The 21401-nt window shown below is 74.3% G+C and carries 11 protein-coding genes; 5 read left to right on the top strand and 6 right to left on the bottom strand.

Annotated elements, in window-relative coordinates; genetic code table 11:
* The 4 genes from Dsi01nite_RS52700 to hppD form a co-directional block, all read right to left on the bottom strand.
* A partial coding sequence (locus Dsi01nite_RS52700) for a non-ribosomal peptide synthetase (protein ID WP_203854076.1) occupies positions 1-9260 on the bottom strand: 9260 nt, incomplete at its 3' end.
* 192 nt (positions 9261-9452) lie between these two features.
* Positions 9453-10592, bottom strand: coding sequence for a capreomycidine synthase (gene vioD, locus Dsi01nite_RS52695; RefSeq protein WP_203854075.1), 1140 nt, complete (start codon positions 10590-10592; stop codon positions 9453-9455).
* A gap of 13 nt (positions 10593-10605) precedes the next feature.
* Positions 10606-10827, bottom strand: a complete 222-nt coding sequence (locus Dsi01nite_RS52690) for an MbtH family protein (RefSeq protein ID WP_203854074.1) — start codon at positions 10825-10827, stop codon at positions 10606-10608.
* Positions 10828-10934: 107 nt separating this feature from the next.
* Entirely contained in the window at positions 10935-11936 is a 1002-nt protein-coding gene (gene hppD / locus Dsi01nite_RS52685) for a 4-hydroxyphenylpyruvate dioxygenase (protein ID WP_203854073.1), read from the bottom strand.
* A 246-nt stretch (positions 11937-12182) separates the two neighbouring features.
* Between hppD and Dsi01nite_RS52680 the strand changes: the two genes are divergently transcribed.
* Positions 12183-13490 carry a cation:proton antiporter gene (locus Dsi01nite_RS52680; RefSeq protein WP_203854072.1) on the top strand — a complete coding sequence of 436 codons (1308 nt, stop codon included), beginning with the start codon at positions 12183-12185 and terminating at the stop codon, positions 13488-13490.
* Positions 13491-13493: 3 nt separating this feature from the next.
* Here Dsi01nite_RS52680 and Dsi01nite_RS58620 read toward each other — a convergent pair whose 3' ends face one another.
* The gene (locus Dsi01nite_RS58620) at positions 13494-16157 is read right to left on the bottom strand and encodes a helix-turn-helix transcriptional regulator (protein WP_275423507.1); all 2664 of its coding nucleotides are present in this window, start codon (positions 16155-16157) and stop codon (positions 13494-13496) included.
* 402 nt (positions 16158-16559) lie between these two features.
* Here Dsi01nite_RS58620 and Dsi01nite_RS52670 point away from each other — a divergent pair, with 402 nt between their 5' ends.
* The 4 genes from Dsi01nite_RS52670 to Dsi01nite_RS52655 all read left to right on the top strand — a co-directional run bounded on the left by Dsi01nite_RS52670 (position 16560) and on the right by Dsi01nite_RS52655 (position 20775).
* Complete coding sequence (locus Dsi01nite_RS52670; RefSeq protein ID WP_203854071.1) at positions 16560-17339, top strand: AfsR/SARP family transcriptional regulator; 780 nt, start codon at positions 16560-16562, stop codon at positions 17337-17339.
* 139 nt (positions 17340-17478) lie between these two features.
* Positions 17479-18576, top strand: coding sequence for a peptidoglycan-binding protein (locus Dsi01nite_RS52665; RefSeq protein WP_203854070.1), 1098 nt, complete (start codon positions 17479-17481; stop codon positions 18574-18576).
* Positions 18563-19786 (top strand): ABC transporter permease, encoded by a 1224-nt coding sequence (locus Dsi01nite_RS52660; RefSeq protein WP_239137094.1) that lies wholly within the window; start codon positions 18563-18565, stop codon positions 19784-19786. Before Dsi01nite_RS52665 ends, Dsi01nite_RS52660 begins: the two co-directional genes overlap by 14 nt.
* Positions 19787-19824: 38 nt before the next feature.
* Positions 19825-20775 (top strand): hypothetical protein, encoded by a 951-nt coding sequence (locus tag Dsi01nite_RS52655; protein ID WP_203854069.1) that lies wholly within the window; start codon positions 19825-19827, stop codon positions 20773-20775.
* A gap of 83 nt (positions 20776-20858) precedes the next feature.
* Here Dsi01nite_RS52655 and Dsi01nite_RS52650 read toward each other — a convergent pair whose 3' ends face one another.
* The gene (locus Dsi01nite_RS52650; RefSeq protein ID WP_203854068.1) at positions 20859-21290 is read right to left on the bottom strand and encodes a cold-shock protein; all 432 of its coding nucleotides are present in this window, start codon (positions 21288-21290) and stop codon (positions 20859-20861) included.
* Between the last annotated feature and the right edge of the window lie 111 nt (positions 21291-21401).

The following is a 21401-nucleotide window of genomic DNA, read 5'->3' as shown; positions in this document are numbered from 1 at the left end:
CCCTCGGCCACCTCAACCGGGATCGCAAACCCGATCGCCGCACCCTCCGACGAACGCACCGCCGGCCGCGGCCGATCAGCCGGCAGCTCCAACGTCGGCACCCCAGCCAACCGATCCCGCCAATAGCCGCGCTGACCCTCCAGGACATCACCGGACAACCACTGCCGCTGCCACACCGCGAAGTCGGCATACTGCACCGGCAACGGCGCCAGCACCGCCCCGGCATACAACGCCTCAAGCTCACGCAGCAGGATGCCGGCCGACCACTCGTCGCCGACGACGTGGTGCATGGCGAGTGCCAGCACGTGCTCACCGGCGGCGACCCGCAGCAGCGTCGCCCGCAGCAGCGGGCCGGCGGCCAGGTTGAACGGCACGCGGGCGTCGGCGGCCAGCCACCCGGGCAGGGCGTCGTGGGCCACGTCCACGATCGTCAGGGGGAACCGCGGCGGGGTGGGCTCGATGTGCTGGACCGGCAGGCCGTCGTCGCCGGGCACCAGCCGCGTGCGCAGCACCTCGTGCCGGGCCACCAGGGCCGTCAGCGCGCCGGTCAGCGCCTCGACGTCGAGGTTCCCGGGCAGCGGGATCGACAGGGCCGCGTTGTACTCGGCCGAGTCCGGGTCGAGCTGCTGCAGGAACCACAGGCGCTGCTGCGCGAAGGACAGCGGCAGCGGCCGGTCGCGGGCGGCGCGCTCGATGGGCGGGGTGCCGGCGCCGGGGGCCGCGGCGTCGACCGCCGTGGCCAGGGCGGCCACGGTCGGGTGGTCGAAGAGGGTGGCGAGCGGGATCTCGACGTCGAGGACGGCGCGGATCTGCGCGGCGACCTTCATGGCGAGCAGCGAGTGGCCGCCGAGGTCGAAGAAGTCGTCGTCGGCGCCGACCGCCTCGAGGCCGAGCACCTCGGCCCAGATCGCGGCGAGGGCCTCCTGCGTCGGCGTCGAGGGGGTGCTGTGGCCGGCGCCGGGCGCGGGGCGGGCGGCGTCGGGCGACGGCAGCGCGGCCCTGTCGACCTTGCCGTTGGGCGTGAGCGGCAGGGCGGCCAGCTCGACGAAGACGGCGGGCACCATCGGCTCGGGCAGGCGCTCGCGGGCGAAGCGGCGCAGCTCGCCGGCGGCGGGCAGGCCGCTCTCGGCATCGGCCGGCACGACGTAGGCGACGACACGGCGCCGCTCGTCCTCGCCGTCGGCGGTCACGACGGCGGCGGAAATCGCCGGGTGGGCGGCGACGGCGGCCTCGACCTCGCCCGGCTCGATGCGGTGGCCGCGGACCTTCAACTGGTCGTCGGCGCGGCCGATGAAGACGAGGTCGCCGCCGGGGAGCTGCCGGACGCGGTCGCCGGAGCGGTAGAGCCGGCCCCCGCCGGCACCGAACGGGTCGGCGACGAAGCGCTCGGCGGTCAGGTCGGGGCGGTTGCCGTAACCGCGGGCGACGCCGGCCCCGCCGATGTGCAGCTCGCCCTCGGCGCCGGTGGGAACAGGCCGCAGCTGCCGGTCCAGGACGTGGACGCTGACGTTGTCGATCGCGACGCCGATGGGTGTGGCGTCGCCGGGCCGCGGGTCGACGGCGGCAGCGGTCGCCCAGACCGTGGTCTCGGTCGGGCCGTAGGCGTTGACCATGGCGATCCGGCCGGCCCATCGCGCGGCCACGTCGGGGCTGAGCCGCTCGCCGGCGACGATGAGGATGCGCAGGCCGGCGAAGTCGTCCGGGTCGAGGCCGACGAGCAGCGACGGCGGGAGGGTCGCCACGGTGACGCCGTGTTCGCGCACCGCCTCGGCCAGCCGGCGGGGCTCGGCGCGCTCGCCGGCCGTGGCCACCACGAGCGTGCCGCCCCAGACGAGCGCCATGACGAGCTCGAACACGGAGGCGTCGAAGCCGAAGGAGGCGAACTGCAGCACCACGTCATCGGCCTCGACCTCGAACAGTCGGCGCTGCGCGTGGCTGAGGTTGGCCAGGCCGCCGTGCGGGATCGTGACGCCCTTCGGCCGGCCGGTCGAGCCCGACGTGTAGATGACGTAGGCGGCCTGGCCGGCGTGCACGTGGGTGTCGGGCGCGGTGGCCGGGGCGGCGGCGAGCGCGGCGATGGTGGCGGTGTCGTCAAGGGCGATCGTGCGCAGCCGGCCGGCCGGCAGGTCGCCGATCGCGGCTGACGTGCCGACCAGGACCGACGCCCGCGCGTCCGTCAGCATGTACATCAGGCGCTGGGCCGGCTGCTCGAGGTCGAGCGGAAGGTAGGCGCCGCCGGCCTTCCACACGGCCAGGATCGCGACGATCAGGTCGGGGCCCCGTTCGAGGGCCAGGCCGACGACGGATTCGGGGCCGACGCCGAGGCCGCGCAGGCAGTGCGCGAGCCGGTTGGCGCGCTCGTCGAGCTCACCGTAGGTGAGGCGGCGGCCGTCGTGCAGCAGCGCGGTGGCCCGGGGGCGACGGCGGGCCCGCGCCGCGAACAGCTCGTGGGCCGCGGCCTCGAGGACCGGCGACGGGGTGGCCCCGGCGCGCGGCGGCGCGGCGCCGAGGGGGATCTGCGACAGCCGTATCGAGGGGTCGGCGGCGACGGCGACCAGCGCGGCGGTGAGGTGATCGGCGAGGCGGCGCATCGTGTCGCGGTCGAAGAGCGTGCTGCGGTACACCAGGAGTCCGCTCAGCCCGTCGTCGGCCTCGCGCAGCCCCAGGGTGAGGTCGAAGCGGGCGTCGTCGGCGCGGACGGGGAACGGCTCGGAGTCGACGCCGTCGAGCACGAAGCGGACGTCGCCGACCCGGTCGAGGCTGAACATCACCTGGAACAGCGGTGTCTGGTCGCGCTGCCGCGGCGGCTGCACGGCCTCGACGACCTGCTCGAAGGGCACGTCGTGGTGTGCGTAGGCGTCCAGGGCGGTGCGGCGCACGCGGTCGACGAGCTCGGCGAAGGTGGGATCGCCCGATAGATCGGTGCGCATCGCGAGGGAGTTGACGAAGAACCCGACGATGTCCTCGACCTCGGCCCGGGTGCGGCTGGCGAACGGTGTGCCGATGACGACGTCGTCCTGGCCGCTGTAGCGGCCGAGGACGACCGCGAACGCCGACAGCAGCGTCATGAACAGTGTGGCGCCGCACTGGCGGGACAGTTCGAGCAGCGGCGGCAGGACGTCGGCGGGCGCGGCGAACTCGAGCCGGTCGGCCTGCGGGGACATGGTGGCGGGCCGGGGGCGGTCGGTCGGCAGCCGCAGCACGGGGGCGTCGGCGAGCCGGGTGCGCCAGTGCTCGAGCTGCTGTCGGGTGGTGCCGGCGTCGAGCCACTGCCGCTGCCACGCGGCGAAGTCGGCGTACTGCACCGGCAACGGCGCCAGCGCCTCCCCCGAGTACAGCGCGGTCAGCTCACGGCGCACGACGAGCGCCGACCACTCGTCCATGACGATGTGGTGCCAGATGAGGCCGAGGACGTGGTCGTCGGGGGCGAGCCGGACCAGGCAGGCCCGCAGCGGCGCCCCGGCGGCGAGGTCGAAGCCGCCGGCCGCGTCGCGGCGCAACTCGTCCTGGGCGGCGGCGATCGGGTCGGGTGCGTCGGTGACGTCGGCGCCGCGCAGGTCGATCCCCTGCGGTGGGTCGACGATCTGGCGGCCGGTGCCGTCGTCGCCGTCGACGATGCGGGTGCGCAGCACCTCATGGCGCTCCACGAGCGCGGACAGGGCGCGCCGCAGCGCGCCGGCGTCGACGGGGCCGCGCAGCCGGACGGCCTCGATGTTGGTGTACTCGCTGGAGTCCGGGGCGAGGCGGCTGAGGAAGTACAGACGCTGCTGTGCGAACGACAGCGGCAGCGGCGCGGTGCGCGGCGCGGGCTCGATCGGCGGCGCCGGTGGTCGGCCGCCGCCCGCCGCGATCGCCTCGGCGAACGCGGCGACGGTGGGGTGTTCGAAGAGCACGGCGAGGGACAGGTCGACGTCGAACACGGGCCGGACGCGGGAGAACACCTGCGTGGCCAGCAGCGAGTGGCCGCCGACCTCGAAGAAGTTGTCGTCGACGCCGACGGCGTCCAGGCCCAGGACCTCGCACCAGATTCCGGCGAGGACCTCCTCGACCGGCGTACGGGGGCGGCGGGCGGCACCGTCACGGTCCGGGTGCGGCGCCTCGGGGGCGGGCAGCGCCCGGCGGTCGGTCTTGCCGTTGGGCGTCAGCGGCAGCTCGGCGAGCCAGACGAACGCGGCCGGGATCATGTGCTCGGGCAGGGTGCGGCCGAGCGCGGCGCGCAGCTCGCCGGTCGCCGGGGTGGCCGTGCCGGCGGGCACGAGGTAGGCGACCAGGCGGGTGTCGGCGTTGTCGGTGCGGGCGACGACGACGGCCGCGGCGACGGCGCGGTTGGCCCGCAGCGCGTGCTCGACCTCGGCGGTCTCGACCCGGTGGCCGCGGATCTTCACCTGGTCGTCGGCGCGGCCCAGGAACTCGATGCGGCCGTCGTTGCGGCGCCGGACGCGGTCGCCGGTGCGGTACAGGCGGCCGCCGTCGGCGCCGAAGGGGTCGGCGACGAAGCGCTCGGCGGTCAGCTCGGGCCGGCCGCCGTAGCCGCGGGCGAGGGCGGGGCCGCCGATGTAGAGCTCGCCCACGGCGCCGACGGCGACGGGATCCAGCGCTGGCCCGGCGACGTGGAGGCGGAGGTTGGGCAGCGGGCGGCCGAGCGTGAGCGGCTCGCGGCGCAGCCGGGTGGTGGCGACGCCGATCGTGGTCTCGGTCGGGCCGTAGTGGTTGACGACGGCGCGCTCGCCGGCGGCGTCGAGGAGCTCGGCGATCAGCTCGGCGGTGGCCGCCTCCCCGCCGAGGACCAGCGTGCGGGCGGGCATGAGCGTCGCGATGTCGCGCTGCCGGGCCAGGGCCGCGAGGTGCGAGGGCACGATCTTGAGGTAGTCGATGGCGTGGGCGGCGAGGTAGGCGGCGACCGCGTCGGCGTCGGTCGCGGTGCCGGGGCCCGGCACGTGCAGGGTGCCGCCGCTGCTGAGGCAGACGAAGAGCATGGTGTTGCCGAAGTCGGTGGCGGCCGGCTGCAGCAGCAGGTAGCTTCGCCCGGCGCCGCCGAGGTGGGCCGGCCCGGCGACGGCGTGAACGTAGTTGGCGAGGCCGCGGTGGGTGACCCAGACGCCCTTCGGTCGGCCGGTCGAGCCGGAGGTGTAGATGACGTACGCCGGCTGGTCGGGCCGTACGGTCACCGGCGGGGCGGTGCCGGGCTCGGCGTCGATGGCGGGGTCGTCGAGCGCCACGGTGCGGATGCGCCCGGCGGGGAGCTCGTCGAGGACGTCGGGCTCGCCGAGGACGACGGACGCGTGGCTGTCGGCGAGCATGTACGCGAGGCGTGGCGGCGGATAGCCGGCGTCCAGCGGCAGGTAGGCGGCGCCGGCCTTCCACACTGCGAGCAGGGCCGCGATCGTGTCGGGCCTACGGCCCAGGCAGAGCCCGACGACGGTCTCCGGCCCGACGCCGAGGCGGCGCAGGTGGTGCGCGATGCGGTTGGACCGCGCCTCCAGCTGCGCGTAGGTCAGCGCGGCGCCGCCGGCGACGACGGCGGTGCGATCGCCGGCCCCGGCGGCGATCAGCTCGTGCACGCCGCCGGTCGCGGGGACCGGCGCCGCGGTGGCGTTCCAGGCGGCGAGTTCGCGCTCCTCCGCGGCGGTCATCCGCGGCAGCCTCGACAGCGGCGTGGCCGGGTCCGCGGCGGCGGCGCGCAGCAGCAGGAGCAGCCGGTCGGCCCAGCGGCGGACCGTGGCCTCCTCGAACAGTGCGGTGCTGTACTCGAACCCGCCGGACAGCTCGCCGTCGACGTCGTCGAAGATCAGCCGCAGGTCGAACTTCACCGAGATCGGGTTGGCCACCCTGGCCAGGGTGATGCCGACCGCCGAGGCCACGCCCGGCGCGGCGCCGCCGACGTCGCCCTGGTTGTAGTTGAACAGCACCTGGAAGATCGGGGTGCGGGACCGGTCCCGGTCGTTGACCAGCGCGTCGACCACCTGCTCGAACGGCAGGTCCTGGTGTGCGTAGGCGTTGAGGGCCTCGCGGCGGACGCGGCCGACGAGCTCGGCGACGGTCGGGTCGCCGGACAGGTCGACGCGCATGGTGACGGCGTTGACGAAGAACCCGATGAGGTCTTCGATCTCGGCCCGGTTGCGGTTGGCGATCGGCGTGCCGACGACGATGTCGTCCTGGCCCGCGTACTGGCCGAGCAGGACCGTATAGACGGCGAACAGTGTCATGAACGTGGTGGCGCCGCCGTCGCGGGCGAGCGCGCGCAGGCCGGCGGTGACGTCGGGCGGCACCGCGAACTGGACCCGCGCGCCGGCCGAGGACCGCACGGCCGGGCGGGGCCGGTCGGTGGGGATCCGCAGCGCGGGGGCGTCGGCGAGCCGGGCGCGCCAGTAGTCGAGCTGGCGGGCCACGACCGGGCCGGTGAGCCACTGACGCTGCCAGACGGCGAAGTCGGCGTACTGCACCGGTGGCGGCGCAAGGCCGACCCCGGCGTACAACGCTTCCAGTTCGCGGCGCAGCAGTCCGACGGACCACTCGTCGGAGACCACGTGGTGCGAGCAGAGGCTCAGCACGTGTTCGTCGGCGCTCAGGCGCAGCAGGTGGGCCCGTAGCAGTGGGCCGGTGGCCAGGTCGAACGGCTCGACGGCATCGGCGGCGACCCAGGCGGTCGCGGCGGCGGAAGGGTCGTCCTCGCCGGTGAGGTCGGTGACGGTCAGGCCCGAGCCGGTGAACGGGTCGATGATCTGCTGCGGCCGGCCGTCGCCGTCGGCGACCAGCCGGGTGCGCAGGACCTCGTGGCGGGCGACGATCGCGTCGAGGGCCGCGCGCAGGGCATCGACGTCCAGCGGGCCGGTCAGGTGCAGGGCGAGGGGTTCGTTGTATTCCGCCGAGTCCGGTTCGAGCTGGTGCAGGAACCACAGCCGCTGCTGGGCGAAGGACAGCGGCAGGGGCCCGGTCCGCGGCACCGGCGCGATCGGCGGCGGCCCGGCACCGGCCGGCGCCGCGGCCACCCGCTCGGCCAGGGCGGCGATCGTCGGGCCGGCGAACAGCTCGGCGAGGTCCAGCTCGACCTGGAACGCGTTGCGCACGCGGGACATCAGCTGGGTCGCCAGCAGCGAGTGGCCGCCGAGGTCGAAGAAGTCGTCGCGGATGCCGACGCGCTCCAGGCGCAGCAGGGCCGCCCAGATGTCGGCGAGGGCGGCCTCCACCGGGTTGCGCGGCGCCTCGTACTGCCGGGCCAGCTCGGGGCGGGACGTGTCGGGGTCGGGCAGCGCCGCGCGGTCGACCTTGCCATTGGGGTTGAGCGGGATCGCGTCGAGGCGCAGGTACGCCGACGGGATGAGGTAGTCGGGCAGCCGTGTGCGCAGGAACGTGCGCAGTTCGCTCGCGCTCGGCGCGGCGCCGCCGCCGGTGACGAGGTAGGCGATGAGCCGCCGGTCGCCGGCCTCGCCGCGGGCCACCACGACGGCGTCGGTGAGCGCCGGGTGGGCCAGCAGCGCCGCCTCGACCTCGCCGGGCTCGATCCGCACGCCGCGGACCTTCACCTGGTGGTCGACGCGGCCGAGGTAGTCGAGCTGGCCGTCGGCGCGCCAGCGGACGAGGTCGCCGCTGCGGTACAGCCTGGAGCCCCCGCCGGCGAAGGCGTCGGCGACGAACCGCTCGGCGGTGAGGTCGGGCCGCCCGGCGTAGCCGCGCCCGACGCCCGGCCCGCCGATGTAGAGCTCGCCGGGGACGCCGACGGGCAGCGGGCGCAGGTTGGCGTCGAGGACGTACAGCCGTGCGTTGCCGATGGGCCGCCCGATCGGCGGCGTGCCGGTGTCGCCGCGCTCGCAGGTGGCCGACGTGGACTCGATCGACGCCTCGGTCGGCCCGTAGAGGTTGCCCACGACGGCGGTGTCGTTGGCGGCGTGGAACCGCGCGACGTCCTCGGCCGGCAGCGCCTCGCCGCTGCAGAACACCATCCGCAGCGCCGGCATGCGGTCCAGCCGCGGGTCCCTGGCGAACAGCCGGAACAGCGACGGGACGAACTGCACGGCGGTGATGCGCTCGGACTGCAGGGTCGACACGACGTAGTCGAGGTCGCGGTGGCGGCCGGGGGCGGCGACGACCACCTCGGCGCCCATCGACAGCGGCCAGAACAGTTCCCAGACGGAGGCGTCGAAGGTCAGCGGCGCCTTGTGCAGCACCCGGTCGGCCGGCCGCAGGCCCCAGACCTCCTGCATGCGCACGAGCCGGTTGACGACGCCGCGGTGCCCGACGAGCACGCCCTTGGGCCGCCCGGTCGACCCGGAGGTGTAGATGACGTAGGCGAGCTGTTCCGGGTGGGTCCGCCGGGCCGGCGGGTCGGCGGGCGCCGCCGCGACGGCCGCGGCGGTGGCGGGGTCGTCGAGGTACACGGCCGGGACGTCGCCGACGGCGGGCTGTCCGGTGCCGGTGAGCACGAGGGCGGCGCCGCTGTCGGCGGCCATGTAGGCGCGGCGCTCGGCCGGGAAGTCGGGGTCCAGCGGCAGGTAGGCGCCGCCGGCCTTCCAGATCGCCAGCAGCGCCGTCAGCAGGTCCAGGCCGCGCTCCAGGGCGAGGCCGACGACGACGTCCGGCCCGACGCCGAGGCCGCACAGGTGCCGGGCGAGCCGGTTGGCCGCGGTGTCCAGCTCCGCATACGTCAGCGCGGCGCCGGCGAAGGACACGGCCACCGCGTCCGGTGTACGGCGGGCCTGGGCCTCGAACAGCTGATGCACCCCGGCGACCGGCGCCGGGGTCGCGGCCGTGGCGTTCCAGCGCGAGACGACCAGCTCCGTCTCATCGTCGTCGAGCATCGTCAGCCCGGACAGGCGCTGCTCCGCGTCGGCCGAGGCCACGCGGGCGACGCGGGCGCCGAGGCGGTCGATCGTCGCCGCGTCGAACAGCGAGGCGTCGTAGCGCACGGAGACGCCGTCGTCGTCGATGTCGAACGTCAGCTCGCCGGCCGTCACCCGCCGCGGCGGCGGGGCGTCGCCGGTCCGCAGCCGCCGCGCCAGCGCCGCCAGGCTCGGGTCGCCCGTCAGGTCGACGCGCAGCGGTGCCGCACCGTCGGCCCGGTCGACGTCGTAGGTCAGCCGGCCGGCCCACCAGCCGAGCACGGCGAGCAGGGCGCCGAGCACCGAGCCGGACGGCGCCCCGGCGACGACGAACCGGGTCTCGGCGGGGGACGACGGACGGCGCGACGAGCGCGACCGATCCGCCGGCAACTCCAGCGCCGGCACCGGCTGAGCCGCGCCCGACGGGGTCGACTGGGTCCGCATGATGACTCCAATGCCGGAGGTGATCCGATCGGGCGGCCCGTGCCGCACCGCGCACATACGTCGCCGCGCCCGGACCGGGGTCCGGGCGCGCGCGGGTCGAGCTCTTGAAACCGTGGCATGCGGCCGATACGACGGAAAGGCATCACCAGGGGGGTGGCGGTTGCGGCCCCATCGAGGCTCCAGCCGGCTGCGTCAGGAGAACCACTCCGAGAGTGCCGTCGAGAAGCGTTCGAGGCCACGCTGGAGATCCGCGGTCGATCCGCCGTAGCCGAGCCGGACGTGCTGCGGCTCGCCGAAGACCGAGCCGGGTATCACCAGGACGCTGTGCCGGTTGAACAGGTCGTCGCAGAACGCGTCGGCGCTCTGCATGCCGTGCAGCCGCGGGAAGGTCGCCGCGCCGCCGTCGAGCAGGTCGACCGAGACGCGCCCGGACTCGGCCGCGGCCCACTCGGCGACGAGCCCCCGGTTGTGCCGGGCCTGGGCGAGGCGGGGCGCGAGGAACGCCTCGGCGTTCTCGAGCACCGCCAGCGCCAGCAGCTCGATCAGCGGCGCGACGTGCAGGGTGGTGTAGTCGCGGATCCGCACGCAGTCGCTGAGCACGTCGGGCGGCGCGACGCACCAGCCGAAGCGCAGGCCGGGCAGGCCGAAGCCCTTGGAGAAGGTGCCGAAGTCGATGCCGCGCTCGTATCGGGTGGACACGGGCGGCAGCGGCTCGGTGTCGTACACGAGACCGTTGAACGCGGCGTCCCACAGCACGTAGGCGCCGACGTTCTCGGCGATGGCGAGCAGCCGGGACAGCTCGGGCTCGGTGATGGTGGCGCCGGTGGGGTTGTGCGGGAAGTTGACGACGATGGCGCGGGTGCGGTCGGTGACGAGCGAGTCGAGCTCGTCCAGCGACGGGCGCCACCGGTTCGCCGGGTCGAGCCGCCAGGTCACCAGGCGGCAGCCCAGCCCTCGCGCGTACTCGACCAGGAGGTGGTACCCGGGCTGCATGACCACGATCTCCTCGCCCGGGCTCAGCAGCGCGGACAGCACCAGCGAGATCGCCTCGCTGGAGCCGTTGGTGGTCATCACCCGGCGGGCGTCGCCGTTGCCGAAGCCGCGGGCGATGACCTCCCGCACCTCGGGGCGGCCCAGGGAGTATCCGTCGTCGAACACGAGCTGGTCGATGTCGGCGTGGCGGACGCCGGCCACGGCCCGCAGCTCGGCCATCGTGTACGGCTCGACACCGCTGGAGCTGATGTCGATCTCGGCGGTGAAGTAGTAGTCGCGGAGCCAGTCCTCCAGCGGTGCCGGCGACAATCTCATCGGGGCGTCCTCGATCGTGGCCATCGATCCCGGCGTGTCACTGGCCGTCGAGCGCGAGGCGCAGGCTCTTGGGCCGCATGTCGGTCCAGGTCTTACGCAGATACTCGTCGCACTCCTCCTTGGAGGCGTGCACCCCCGTCTCGGCCCAGCCACCCGGCACCGGCAGGTCACCCGGCCACAGCGAGTACTGCTCCTCCTCGTTGACGAGCACCTTGAACCGCGCCTCGGGGTTCTCGAAGTCGAAGCTGACCGTACGCACAGCATCCTCCTGGTCACTCGGTTGACGAAACGCTCGCACGGGGGCCGCCGGGCCGGCCAGAGATCGCCAGCCGGCCGACAGGGCAACCCCATCGCGATACCAACGGTTCAATCGGCGATGACCCGGTCCCGCTCCACCGCCTCGTACAGGGCGCGGATGTTGGCACTGCCGAAGCCGCGGCCGCCGCGGCGCTGGATGAGCTCGTAGAAGAGCGTGTTGCGGGGGTACGGCGACCGGGTGAACAGCTGCAGCAGGTAGCCCCACTCGTCGCGGTCGGCCAGCACGTTGGTCGCGCGCAGGTCGGCGATCTCGAGACTCATCTCCTGCAGGCGGTCGGCCAGGGCGTCGTAGTAGGCGCCCGGGGTGCTGAGGAACTCCACGCCGCCGGCCTCGAAGTCCCGCACGGCGGCGACGACGTCGTCCACGAGGAACGCCAGGTGCTGCACGCCCGAGGCCTGGTTGCGCTCGAGGAACGCGTCGAGCTGGCCGGCGCTGCGGGAGGTGACCGGCTCGAGGAAGGTGAAGGTGGCGGTGCCGGCGTCGTTGCGGACCACGATCGAGTCCATGGCCTGGCTGCCGATCTCGATGAACTCGCCCGAGTACCGGTGGAAGCCGAGCGCATCGATGTAGAACGCCACCCGCTCGTGCAGGTCGCCGCCGGTGAGGACGCCCGCGATGTGGTCCAGCGCCAGGATGTGCCGCGGCCGGTCGCGGCCGGGCCGCTCGGCGGCGGTCCACGGCAGCGGGGGCGGCGTGTACCTCGTCGACTCGGGCAGCAGGCTGTGCCGGACGGCGCCGAATCCCTCGATGGCGGTTTCGCCGACCGGCCGGGCGCCGGCCCGCAACGCCCGCTCGCGCGTCGCGTCGACGTCGTCGCAGACGAACGCGATGTCGGCGATGCCGTCGCCGTGCCGTTCGATGAACTCCGCGGTCGACGGCCCGTCGGTGACGATCAGGCGCACATCGCCGCACTCAAGCAGCGACGACTCGGCGCCGGCGGTGCGTGCGTGCGCGACGTCGGTGAAGTTGAAGGCGGATACGAAGTAGTCGACGGCCGACGGCCGGTCGGCCGCGTACATCTCGATGTGGCCGATACGCAGGACGGTCATGCAATGCTCCCGTGGGGCTGGCCAGCCGCCCGGGGCGACTGATGCGTCCGCAGTCTGATGCGCGGCCATGCTGTCACCGGCCCGAAACGGCGAGCAATGTCCCGCCACCGAACCGCCACCCCTGCGCCACGGCCTCACGCATCACTGGCGCCGCCGTGGAGGTGCGTTGTCGGACGGCTGGCCGTCGCACCCCGACCGGCCCCGCCGCTGCCAGACTCGGGCCCGGCCCATCGGCTTGGAGGCGCGATGCAGAGTCCGGCAACGCACGCAGACCTGACCATCGCGACGGCCGTCATGGGCGTCGCGGTCATCATGATCGGCGGATGGCTGCTCGGGCGGCTGGCCACGAGGCTGCGCCAGCCGGTGGTCGTCGGCGAGATCGTCTGCGGCATCGTGCTCGGCCCCAGCGTCCTGGGCCTGCTGCCGGGCGACCTCACCGGGCGGCTCTTCCCCGCCGAGGTGCGGCCGATGCTCTCGGCGATCGCGCAGATCGGCCTGCTGCTGTTCATGTTCATGGTCGGCTGGGAGTTCGACCGTGGGCTGCTGCGCGGGCGCGGCACCGCCGCCGTCGGGGTGTCGTTCTCCTCGATGGCCGTAGCCTTCGCCGTCGGCGCCGGCCTGGCCGCCCTGCTGTATCCGCGCCACTCGACGACCGGCGGCCACCACGTGCCGGCCGCCGGCTTCGTGCTCTTCCTCGGCGCCGCGATGGCCATCACCGCGTTCCCGGTGCTCGCCCGGATTCTGAGCGACAGCGGGCTCATGCATACACGCGTGGGCGCGCTCGCGCTGGCCAGCGCCGCGATCAGCGACCTCCTCGCGTGGTGCGTCCTCGCGCTGGTCTCGGCGCTGGTCACCGCGTCGGGTCCGGCGGCCTTCTGGCAGACCATGGTCCTGTCGCTGCTGTACCTGCTGGCGATGTGGTACGTCGTGCGGCCGCTGCTCGCCAGGCTCTTCGGGAGACTGGCCGGCGGGCGGCCGGCGAACCTGATGGTGCTCGTCGCCGGTGGGGTGTTCCTGAGCGCCTACGCCAGCACCTGGGTCGGCCTGCACTCGATCTTCGGCGCGTTCGTCTTCGGCCTCGTGACCCCTCGCGAGCCCGCCGACACGCTCCAGGTCCACCTGCGCCGGCCGCTGAGCACGGCCGGGCAGCTGCTGATGCCGGTGTTCTTCATCGTCACCGGCCTCAGCGTCCAGATCGGCGGGCTCACCTGGGTCAACTACGTCGAGCTGGCCGCGATCCTGGGCGTGGCCTGCGCGGGCAAGCTCGTCGGGAGCGTCCTGCCGGGGCGCATCAGCGGGCTGCCCTGGCGCGAGGCCGGCCTGCTGGGCCTGCTCATGAACGCCCGCGGGCTGACCGAGCTCGTCATCCTCAACGCCGGGCTGAGCCTCGGCGTCCTGGACACGCCGATGTACACGATGATGGTCATCATGGCCGTGGTCACGACGGGGCTCGTCGGGCCGCTGCTGTCCCGGTTCGAGCCGGCGTCGGCGCCGGACGCCGCGACGCGGGCCCCCGCGGACACCTCGCCGGCCCCGATCGGCTCGCCGCAGTAGCGCTCAGGCGACCCGAAGGACGTCGGCGAAGCCGGCCCGGCTGGTCACGCCCAGCTTCGCCCCGGCACGGTACAGATGCCCCTCGACGGTGCGCACCGAGACGCCCAGCCGCTCGGCGATGGCCTTGTTCGCCAGGCCGCGGGCGGCCAGCGCGACGATCTCCCGCTCCCGGCCGGTGAGCGGCGAGGGCCACTCGATCGCCGCCAGGACCGGCGGCCGCGCGAAGCCGCCCGCCTCCGCGATCCGCTGGGCCGTCGCCGACGCGAGCAGGGCGGCGCCCCGCCGCCCCCGACGGGTGTAGGCCGCGGCCGCCTGGGCGGCGGCGTGGACCGCGGCCGTCAGGTCTCCGATGCGCTCCCAACGGGCGCAGGCGGCCCGCAGCGCATCCCCTTCGCCGGCAGCGAGCGCGGCGGCGTGGGCGGCGGCGGCCGGCGCCCGGGGCCCGGTCACGGTGGCGCTGAGCACGGCGAGCCGGTCGGCGGCCGTCTCGTCGCCGAGGCACACCGCGTGCTGCAGCGCCAGCACCTCGCCGGCCGGCTGCCACCCGGCCGCGGCCAGCACGGCGGCCTCGCGGGCCAGGCACACCGCCGCGACGACGGACCCCTCCATCGCGGTGATCCAGGCCCGGGTCAGCAGCAGCTCGGGCTCGACCGTGACCATCGCCGGATGCCGCTCGGCCTCCGCCTCCGCGAGCGCCATCCGGGCGTCGTCGACATCGCCGCGCAGCGCCAGGGCCCGGGCCAGCGCCACCAGGTTGAGGAACAGCACGCCGCCGGCGCCGCCGGACTCGGCGAGACCGGCCCGTGCCTCGCGCAGCCAGCGCACGGCGTCGCCCAGCCGGCCGCGGCTGAGGGCCGCCTCGCCCATCAGGTACGCCGACAGCTCGGCCCCGCCGGTGCCGTGCCGATCAGCGCCGTGCCGATCAGCGCCGTGTCCAGCGGTGCCGTGCCGATCGCTGCCGTGCCGGCCGTTGGCCACCGAGGACGCCTCGTCCAGCCGGCCGGCCAGCCGCAGCGCGCCGGACGTGGCCCGGGCCAGCGAAAGCCGCAGGTGCGCAAGCCCGGTGAGCCGGGCCGCGGCGGGCTCGGCCCGCGCCGCCACGGCCGGGATGCGGTCCGCGCGGCCGAGCATCCCCATCGCTCCGATGAGTCCGCACGCGGCCAGCACGACGGCCTCGTCGGGCAGCGTCGGCGACGACAGCGCCGCGCTCGCCGCGGCCACCGCTTCGGCCGGCCGGCCGAGCGCGCCCGCCAGATGCCCGCGGACGGCGCACAGCTGCAGCGCCGCTTCGGGGGTGCCCGCGCCCCGCTCCGCGGCCCGGAGCACGGCCTGCGCCTCGTCTGGCCGCGCCGCGTCGAAGGCCAGATGCAGCACGCGCAGGACGGTCGCCCGGACGAGCGCGTCGTCGTCGGTGGCGAGCGTCGTCAGGGCGGCGAACTCAAGGTCGGCGTCGGGCGGCGGCACGTCCGGCGTGAGCGAGGCGACGACGAGCAGCTGCGCCTCGAAGCCGCCTCCGGCGGCCACGGCGGCACGGGCGACGCGCCCGGCCAGGCCGCGATCGGCGAGCTCGGCGGCCCGGCGGGCGGCGGCGGTGAGCAGCGTGGGCCCCGGCTCATAGTCCGAGTCGAGGGCCAGTGTCGCCAGCTGGAGCGCGTCGTCGGGCCGGCGGGTGCCCGCGGCGGCCAGTGCGGCGGCGACGGCCCCGCGCAGCCGGCGCGCCCGGACGGTGCCGATGCGCGCGCGGCGCGTCTCGCCGTAGAGCGGATGGGCCAGGCGCACGCTGTGCCGGTCGCCATCGCGTTCGACCAGGATCAGGCCGCCGGCCTCGGCCTCCTCGACCGCGGCAGGGTCGGCCAGCCGGCACAGCAGCGGCATGCCGAGCGGTTCGCCGAGCGCGAGCAGGTCCACGACGTCGCGCACCGGCGGTGTCAGCATCCCCATCTGCGCGTCGATGAGGTCGGCCAGGGCGGCCGAGATCTCGTGCCGGGCGGCCCATCGCCAGACGCCGCGCACCTCGCGGAGCCGGACGGCGGCGCGTTCCGCCTCGACGACGTGCCGCAGGAACACCACGTTGCCGCGGGTCAGCCGCCACATGGCCGCGCTCAGCGCGCTGTCGGGTGGTCCGCCGAGCACCGCGGCGAGCAGTTCGTGGGTCGCCGGCACGGACAGCGGCTGCAGTTCCAGCCGTTCGAGTGTGCCTTCCTTCCATAGTGCGGTCACGGCGTCCGGCGCCGGCTCACCGCTGCGGACCGTCAGCACCAGGCGGGCGCGGTCCTGCGTCGTCAGCTGATGCACCAGCAGCGCCGAGTGGTGGTCCAGCAGGTGCGCGTCGTCCACGCCCACGACGAGGCCCCCGTCGCCGACGCCGGACAGCAGCGCCTCGGCCGCGTGGTGCAGCACCCGCGCGGGATCCTCGCCGAGGCCGCCGAGGTGCCCCGCGAAGGCGCCCAGGGGGATGTGGCGGGCGGTGGCCGTCGCGGTGGCCCAGATCGTCGTCCCGCCGCACCGGCGCCCCGCGCCCCGCACGGCCTCCTGCGCGAGCCGGGTCCTACCCACCCCGGCCGAGCCGGCCAGGACGACACCGCGCGCGCCGGTGCGCCGGCGCATCGCGGCTTCGACGAACCCGAGCTCCTCGGCCCGGCCGATCAGCGGCCACACCCGGTCCACAGCTCGGAATCGTACGGCCGCGGGCGCCCCGCCGGGGCGATGCGCGATCCCGGCTCGACCGGGGCTCGATCGAGCAGCCCGTGCAGTGCGAGCCGGCGGCCTCCGTGTCCAACTGCGTCGATGCCGCACTCGAACGCGGCGCCCCGCGGTGACGCCGCAGTGCGGCCGTGGCGGGCGGGCGTCTCCGGGCACACTGGACGGGTTCGGCGCCCGTCGATACGATCGCTCGCGGTCGCGAAAGGATCTCGCGGTCGCACAGCGAGGCGCGGCTCACGATGCCGCAGCGCGCAAGGCATCGATGGCGAACGTGAGTCACCCAGCCCGAGCGGCACCGTCCCCGTCTCCGGCCCACCGCGGCGCCGGACAGGGAGCGACGCACGAAGTCATGGCTCTGGAGGCCCAGTGCAATTCCTCATCCTGGGCGCGCTCGAGGTGCGCAGCCCCGAAGCGCGCGTGCAGATATCGGCGCCGAAGCAGCGGGCCGTGCTGGCCACGCTGCTGCTCGGCGCCAACAACGAGGTACCCGTCGGCCGACTGATCCGCTACGTGTGGGACGGCCGGCCGCCGGCGACCGCGCAGACGACCCTGCAGTCGTACATCTACCGCCTGCGCCAGCTGTTGCGCCCGTTCCCGCAGGTGCAGCTGCGCACGAACATCGACAGCTACATGCTCGAGGTCGCCGAGGCCGAGACCGACCTGTGGACCTTCCGCGGGCTGGTCGACCAGGCCCGCGCCGACGCCGCGCTGGGCCAGTGGGCCGAGTCGGTCGCGCGCCTGCGCGACGCCGTGGCCATCTGGCGGGGCAACTCGCTCACCGGCGTGCCCGGGGAGGCGCTGCGGCAGGAGGGCCGGGTCCTCGACGGCGAGCGGACGTCGGCCTACGAGGAGCTCTTCGACGCCGAGATCCTGCTCGGCAACACCCGCCAGATCGTGCCCGAGCTGCAGCGGGTGGCTTCGGAGTATCCGTTCCACGAGGCCTTTCACGCCCAGCTGATGCTGGCCCTCTACGCCTCCGGGCGCCAGGCCGAGGCGCTGCAGAGCTTCGCGGCGATCCGGCAGCGGCTGCGCACCCGCCTGGGCATCGAGCCGGGGCCGGCCCTGCAGCACCTGCACCAGTCGATCCTGCGCCAGATCCCGGCCACGCAGCTGACCACGCCGGGCTCCATGCCGTCCGCCGCGTAGCGCCACCCCCTCAAATTGCGCCCCGCCGCGATTACCTTTGGGGGAAGCGCCCGGGTGATGTTCCGGGCGATCGTATTACCATGACCGCATTGGACAGCACCGCCCGCCCGATGCCGACCGGCGGCGCGGGCCGACCGGCATGAGCCGCACCAGCAAGGTCGTCACCGGCGTTGCGCTGATCGGTGTCGCCGGAGTCGCGGGCCTGGTGACGACCGAGCAGCTGCGTCACCACGACGGTCCCCCGGTGCCGACCGCCGTGAGCACCTCCACCGCCGAGGTGACCCGCAAAACGATCTCCGAGCGCCAGTATGTCAGCGGCACCCTCGGCTACGCCGGCTCCTACGCACTCACCGCCGGGGGCCAGGGCACGCTGACATGGGTGCCGCCGATCGGCACCGTGGTCAACCGTGGCGACCCGCTGTACGAGGTCGACGGGCAGCGGGTGACGCTGATGTACGGCGGCCGCCCCGCCTGGCGCGACTTCACCTCCGGCATGACCGACGGCGTCGACGTCGAGCAGCTGGAAGGTAACCTGCGCGACCTCGGCTTCGGTCAGGGGCTGACCGTGGATCAGAAGTTCACCAGCGCGACGTACGCCGCCATCCGGCGTTGGCAGCAGGCCGTGCACCTCCCCGTGACCGGCGCTGTGGGGCTCGGTGCGATCACGTTCCTGCCGGGCGCGTTCCGGGTGAGTGGACACGAGACGAAGCCGGGCGCGCAGGTGCACCCGGGCGAGCCGGTCGAGACCGGGACGAGCAACACGCCGTCGGTCAACCTGTCCGTGTCGACCCAGCAGCTCGGCTGGATCAAGGTCGACACGCCGGTCGTCGTGATCCTCCCCGACGGCAAGAGCCGCAACGGCAAGGTGAGCGCCATCGGGGCCGCCACGGCGGCGGCCGCCACCGGGGGCGGCGCCAACAGCAACAACGGCAGCACCGGTGGGGCGACCGTGGCCGTGACGCTGAGCATCGAGGGCGAGATCACCGGCTTCATCGACCAGGCCAGCGTGCAGGTCTGGGTCATCCGGGCGACGCACCCCGACGTGCTCATCGTGCCGATCGCCGCGCTCAACTCGGTCTCCGACGGCAAGTACGACGTCATCGTCGTCGGTGCCACGGGCACGAAGCGGGTCCCGGTGCAGACCGGGCTGTTCGACGATCTCGCCGGGCTCGCCGAGGTCAGCGGCGACGGAATCTCCGAAGGGCAGAAGGTGCAGGTTCCCAGTGAAAACGGATGAGGCATCGCCGGGCCAGCCGGCCCACGAGGTGCCCCGCAGCACCCTGCGCGCCGCCGATCTCCTGCCGACGGGCTCGCTGGGGCTGCGCTCGCGCAAGGTGCGGGCGGTGCTGTCCGGGCTCGGCATCGCGATCGGCATCGCGTCGATCGTCTCGGTGCTCGGCGTGACGAGCTCGAGCCAGTCGGCGCTCCTGGACCAGATCGACCAGCTCGGCACCAACCTGCTCACCGTCGCCAACGGCAACTCCAACGGCGCCGAACAGATCCTGCCGACCACGGCCACGCCGATGGTCCGCCAGTTGCCGCACGTGCTGTCGGTGGCCCCGACGGCGAAGCTTCCCGGCGTCAATGTCTACCGCAACGATCACGTCGCCGCCGGCCGCACCGGCGGTCGATCGGTCCGGGCGGCCGACGCGACGCTGCTCACCACGCTCGACGGGGCACTGCTGGCGGGTCGATTCATCAACGACGACGACGTCCCGGTCACCGTCCTGGGCTACTCGGCCGCCTCGACGCTCGGCATCACCGACGTCTCCGGCAACGACCGGGTCTGGGTCGGCGGGCACTGGTACAACGTCGTGGGCATCCTCAAGCCGTTCGTGCTCGCACCGGAGATCGACCAGGCGGCCATCGTCTCGTTCGACTCAGCCGCGCACCTGCTCGGCTACAACGGCCACCCCAGCCGCATCTACGTGCGGGCCCAGACCGAGTACACCGCCGATGTCGCCAGGGTGCTGGCCGGCGCGGCCAACCCGGAGGACCCCAGCCGGACCTCCGTCAGCCGCCCGTCCGACGCCCTCACCGCCCAGCTGAAGGTCAAGCAGTCGGGCGCCGGGCTGATCCTCGGGCTGGGCGCGATCGCGCTGCTGGTCGGCGCGATCGGCATCGCCAACGTCATGGTCATCGCGGTGCTGGAGCGGCGAACCGAGATCGGGCTGCGCCGGGCGCTCGGCGCCTCGCGGGGCCACGTCGCCGCGCAGTTCCTGACCGAGTCGCTGATCCTGGCCACCCTCGGTGGCATCGCCGGCATCGTCATCGGCATCGGGGTGACCGTCGGCATGGCGATGTCCCGCGGGTGGGCGACCCTGATCCCGCCCGAGGCGCTCTACGGCGGCATCCTGGTCTCCGTCGCCGCCGGCGCCATCGCCGGGCTCTACCCGGCCGTGCGGGCGGCCCACCTGCCCCCGACCGACGCGCTGCGCACCGCGTGACGAGGGAACCGGGCAGCGGGCGGTAGCGTCGCAGCATCATGCCCGGACGTTCCGCCGCCATCGCGGCCCTCGCACTGATCCTGCTCGCCGGCTGTGCCCGGCCCACCGAAGCCGGCGGGCCGGGCCCGGCGGCGTCCACCGACCTGCACGACGCCTGGACGTCGTGCGCGAAGGAGCTCGCCGACCCTCGGCCCGGACCTCAGCCCGTCGAGCTGCCGCGGCTGCCGGGCGATTTCGCGCCGGTCGAGGTCGTGGTGTGCGCGTGGGAGATACAGACCCGCGCCGACGGCGGCCAGGATCAGGTGATGCTCGAGCGGCGCGGGTCGAAGGTCGACGCACTCACCGCGGCGCTGCGCCTGCCCGACGCACCGCACACGGACGGCGCCTGCGACATGATGCTCCGCGGCGTCGCGTGGTTCGCGGTGCTCGACGCGGCCGGGCGCTGGCTGCGCCCCGGGATCGCGGCCGATGCCTGCGGCCAAGTGCGCATCGAGGTCCAGGACGCCGTCAACCGGCTGGAGCTGCGGACCGTCGCCACGACCGTGCTCGGCGAGGTGAAGTCCGCGGCGGCCGCCAGGTCCGGCTGTCAGCAGGAGTGGTCCGACATGGTGGGCGCGGTGACGGCGAGCGGGCCGACGCCGATGGAGCGCCCGTTCGAGCCGCCGGGGCGCGACATGCGCCTGTGTCTGTACACCGTGCCGCCGAGCGAGCAGGGCAGCACCAAGCCCGGCGGCCGCTTCGAGAAGGGCGACACCCTGTCGACGCAGGCCTGGACGGACCTGCGCGCGGCGATGCTCCCGGCCGGTCCCGCGCAACCCTGCGCCGCGCACGCGAGCCGCTTCGCGCTCTTCCAGCCCGTCGACAACCTGAGCGGCGAGGTCTACGTCGAGCTCGACGGCTGCCACCGGATGCTGTGGTCCGGCCCCTCCGGCGACGCGCTGCGGCAGGGCACCGCAGCGCTCGCCGAACAGATCTCCAAGGCGCTGTAGCTCGTGTTGCCGACCCGGGAGTCGAAGCCCTCGCTGTCGATCCAGAGGGGGCGCACCCGCGCTGCCGCCCCGTCAAGCACCCGTCAGGACTCGATCCAGCCGTGGGCCCGGGCGTGCTCGGCGAGCTTCGCGCGGACCTGCGTGATCTGCGCCGCGGTGAGCGTCGGACCGTGCTGCAGCAGGATCTCCGTCACCTCGCGCTTGAACTCCTCCGGCAGCAGCACGTCGCACAGCGTGTCGTCGTCGCCGGCCGGCACCCGCACCCGCGCCTCGACGGTCGCCGGCGCTGCCTGCGCGACCGGATCCGCCGGCTTGTCGAGCAGCCGCACCGACGCCACCTTCAGGCCGCGATCGCTGTTCTCGGCCTCGTACTCCACGTGCAGGCCCGGCTGGACCATGTGCCGGCGCTCGCCGAAGTCGTTGGCGTGGACGAACACGTCGTCACCGCCTTCGACGGGCGCGATGAACCCGTAACCGCGCACCTCGTCGTATCTCAGGATCGTGCCAACAGCCACAACACCCACCACCCATCACAGCAACCAACAAAACCTCTGCCCTTTATACCAACGGAAAACACGGCACGGGACGGGCGTCCAACCTGCCGCATACGCCGCTCCATGCGCCGA

Origin of the sequence: Dactylosporangium siamense (assembly GCF_016862795.1) — a bacterium.
Lineage (GTDB): Bacteria > Actinomycetota > Actinomycetes > Mycobacteriales > Micromonosporaceae > Dactylosporangium > Dactylosporangium siamense.
Note: the sequence above shows the minus strand (reverse complement) of the source record. Positions and strands in the feature narration are given on the sequence as shown.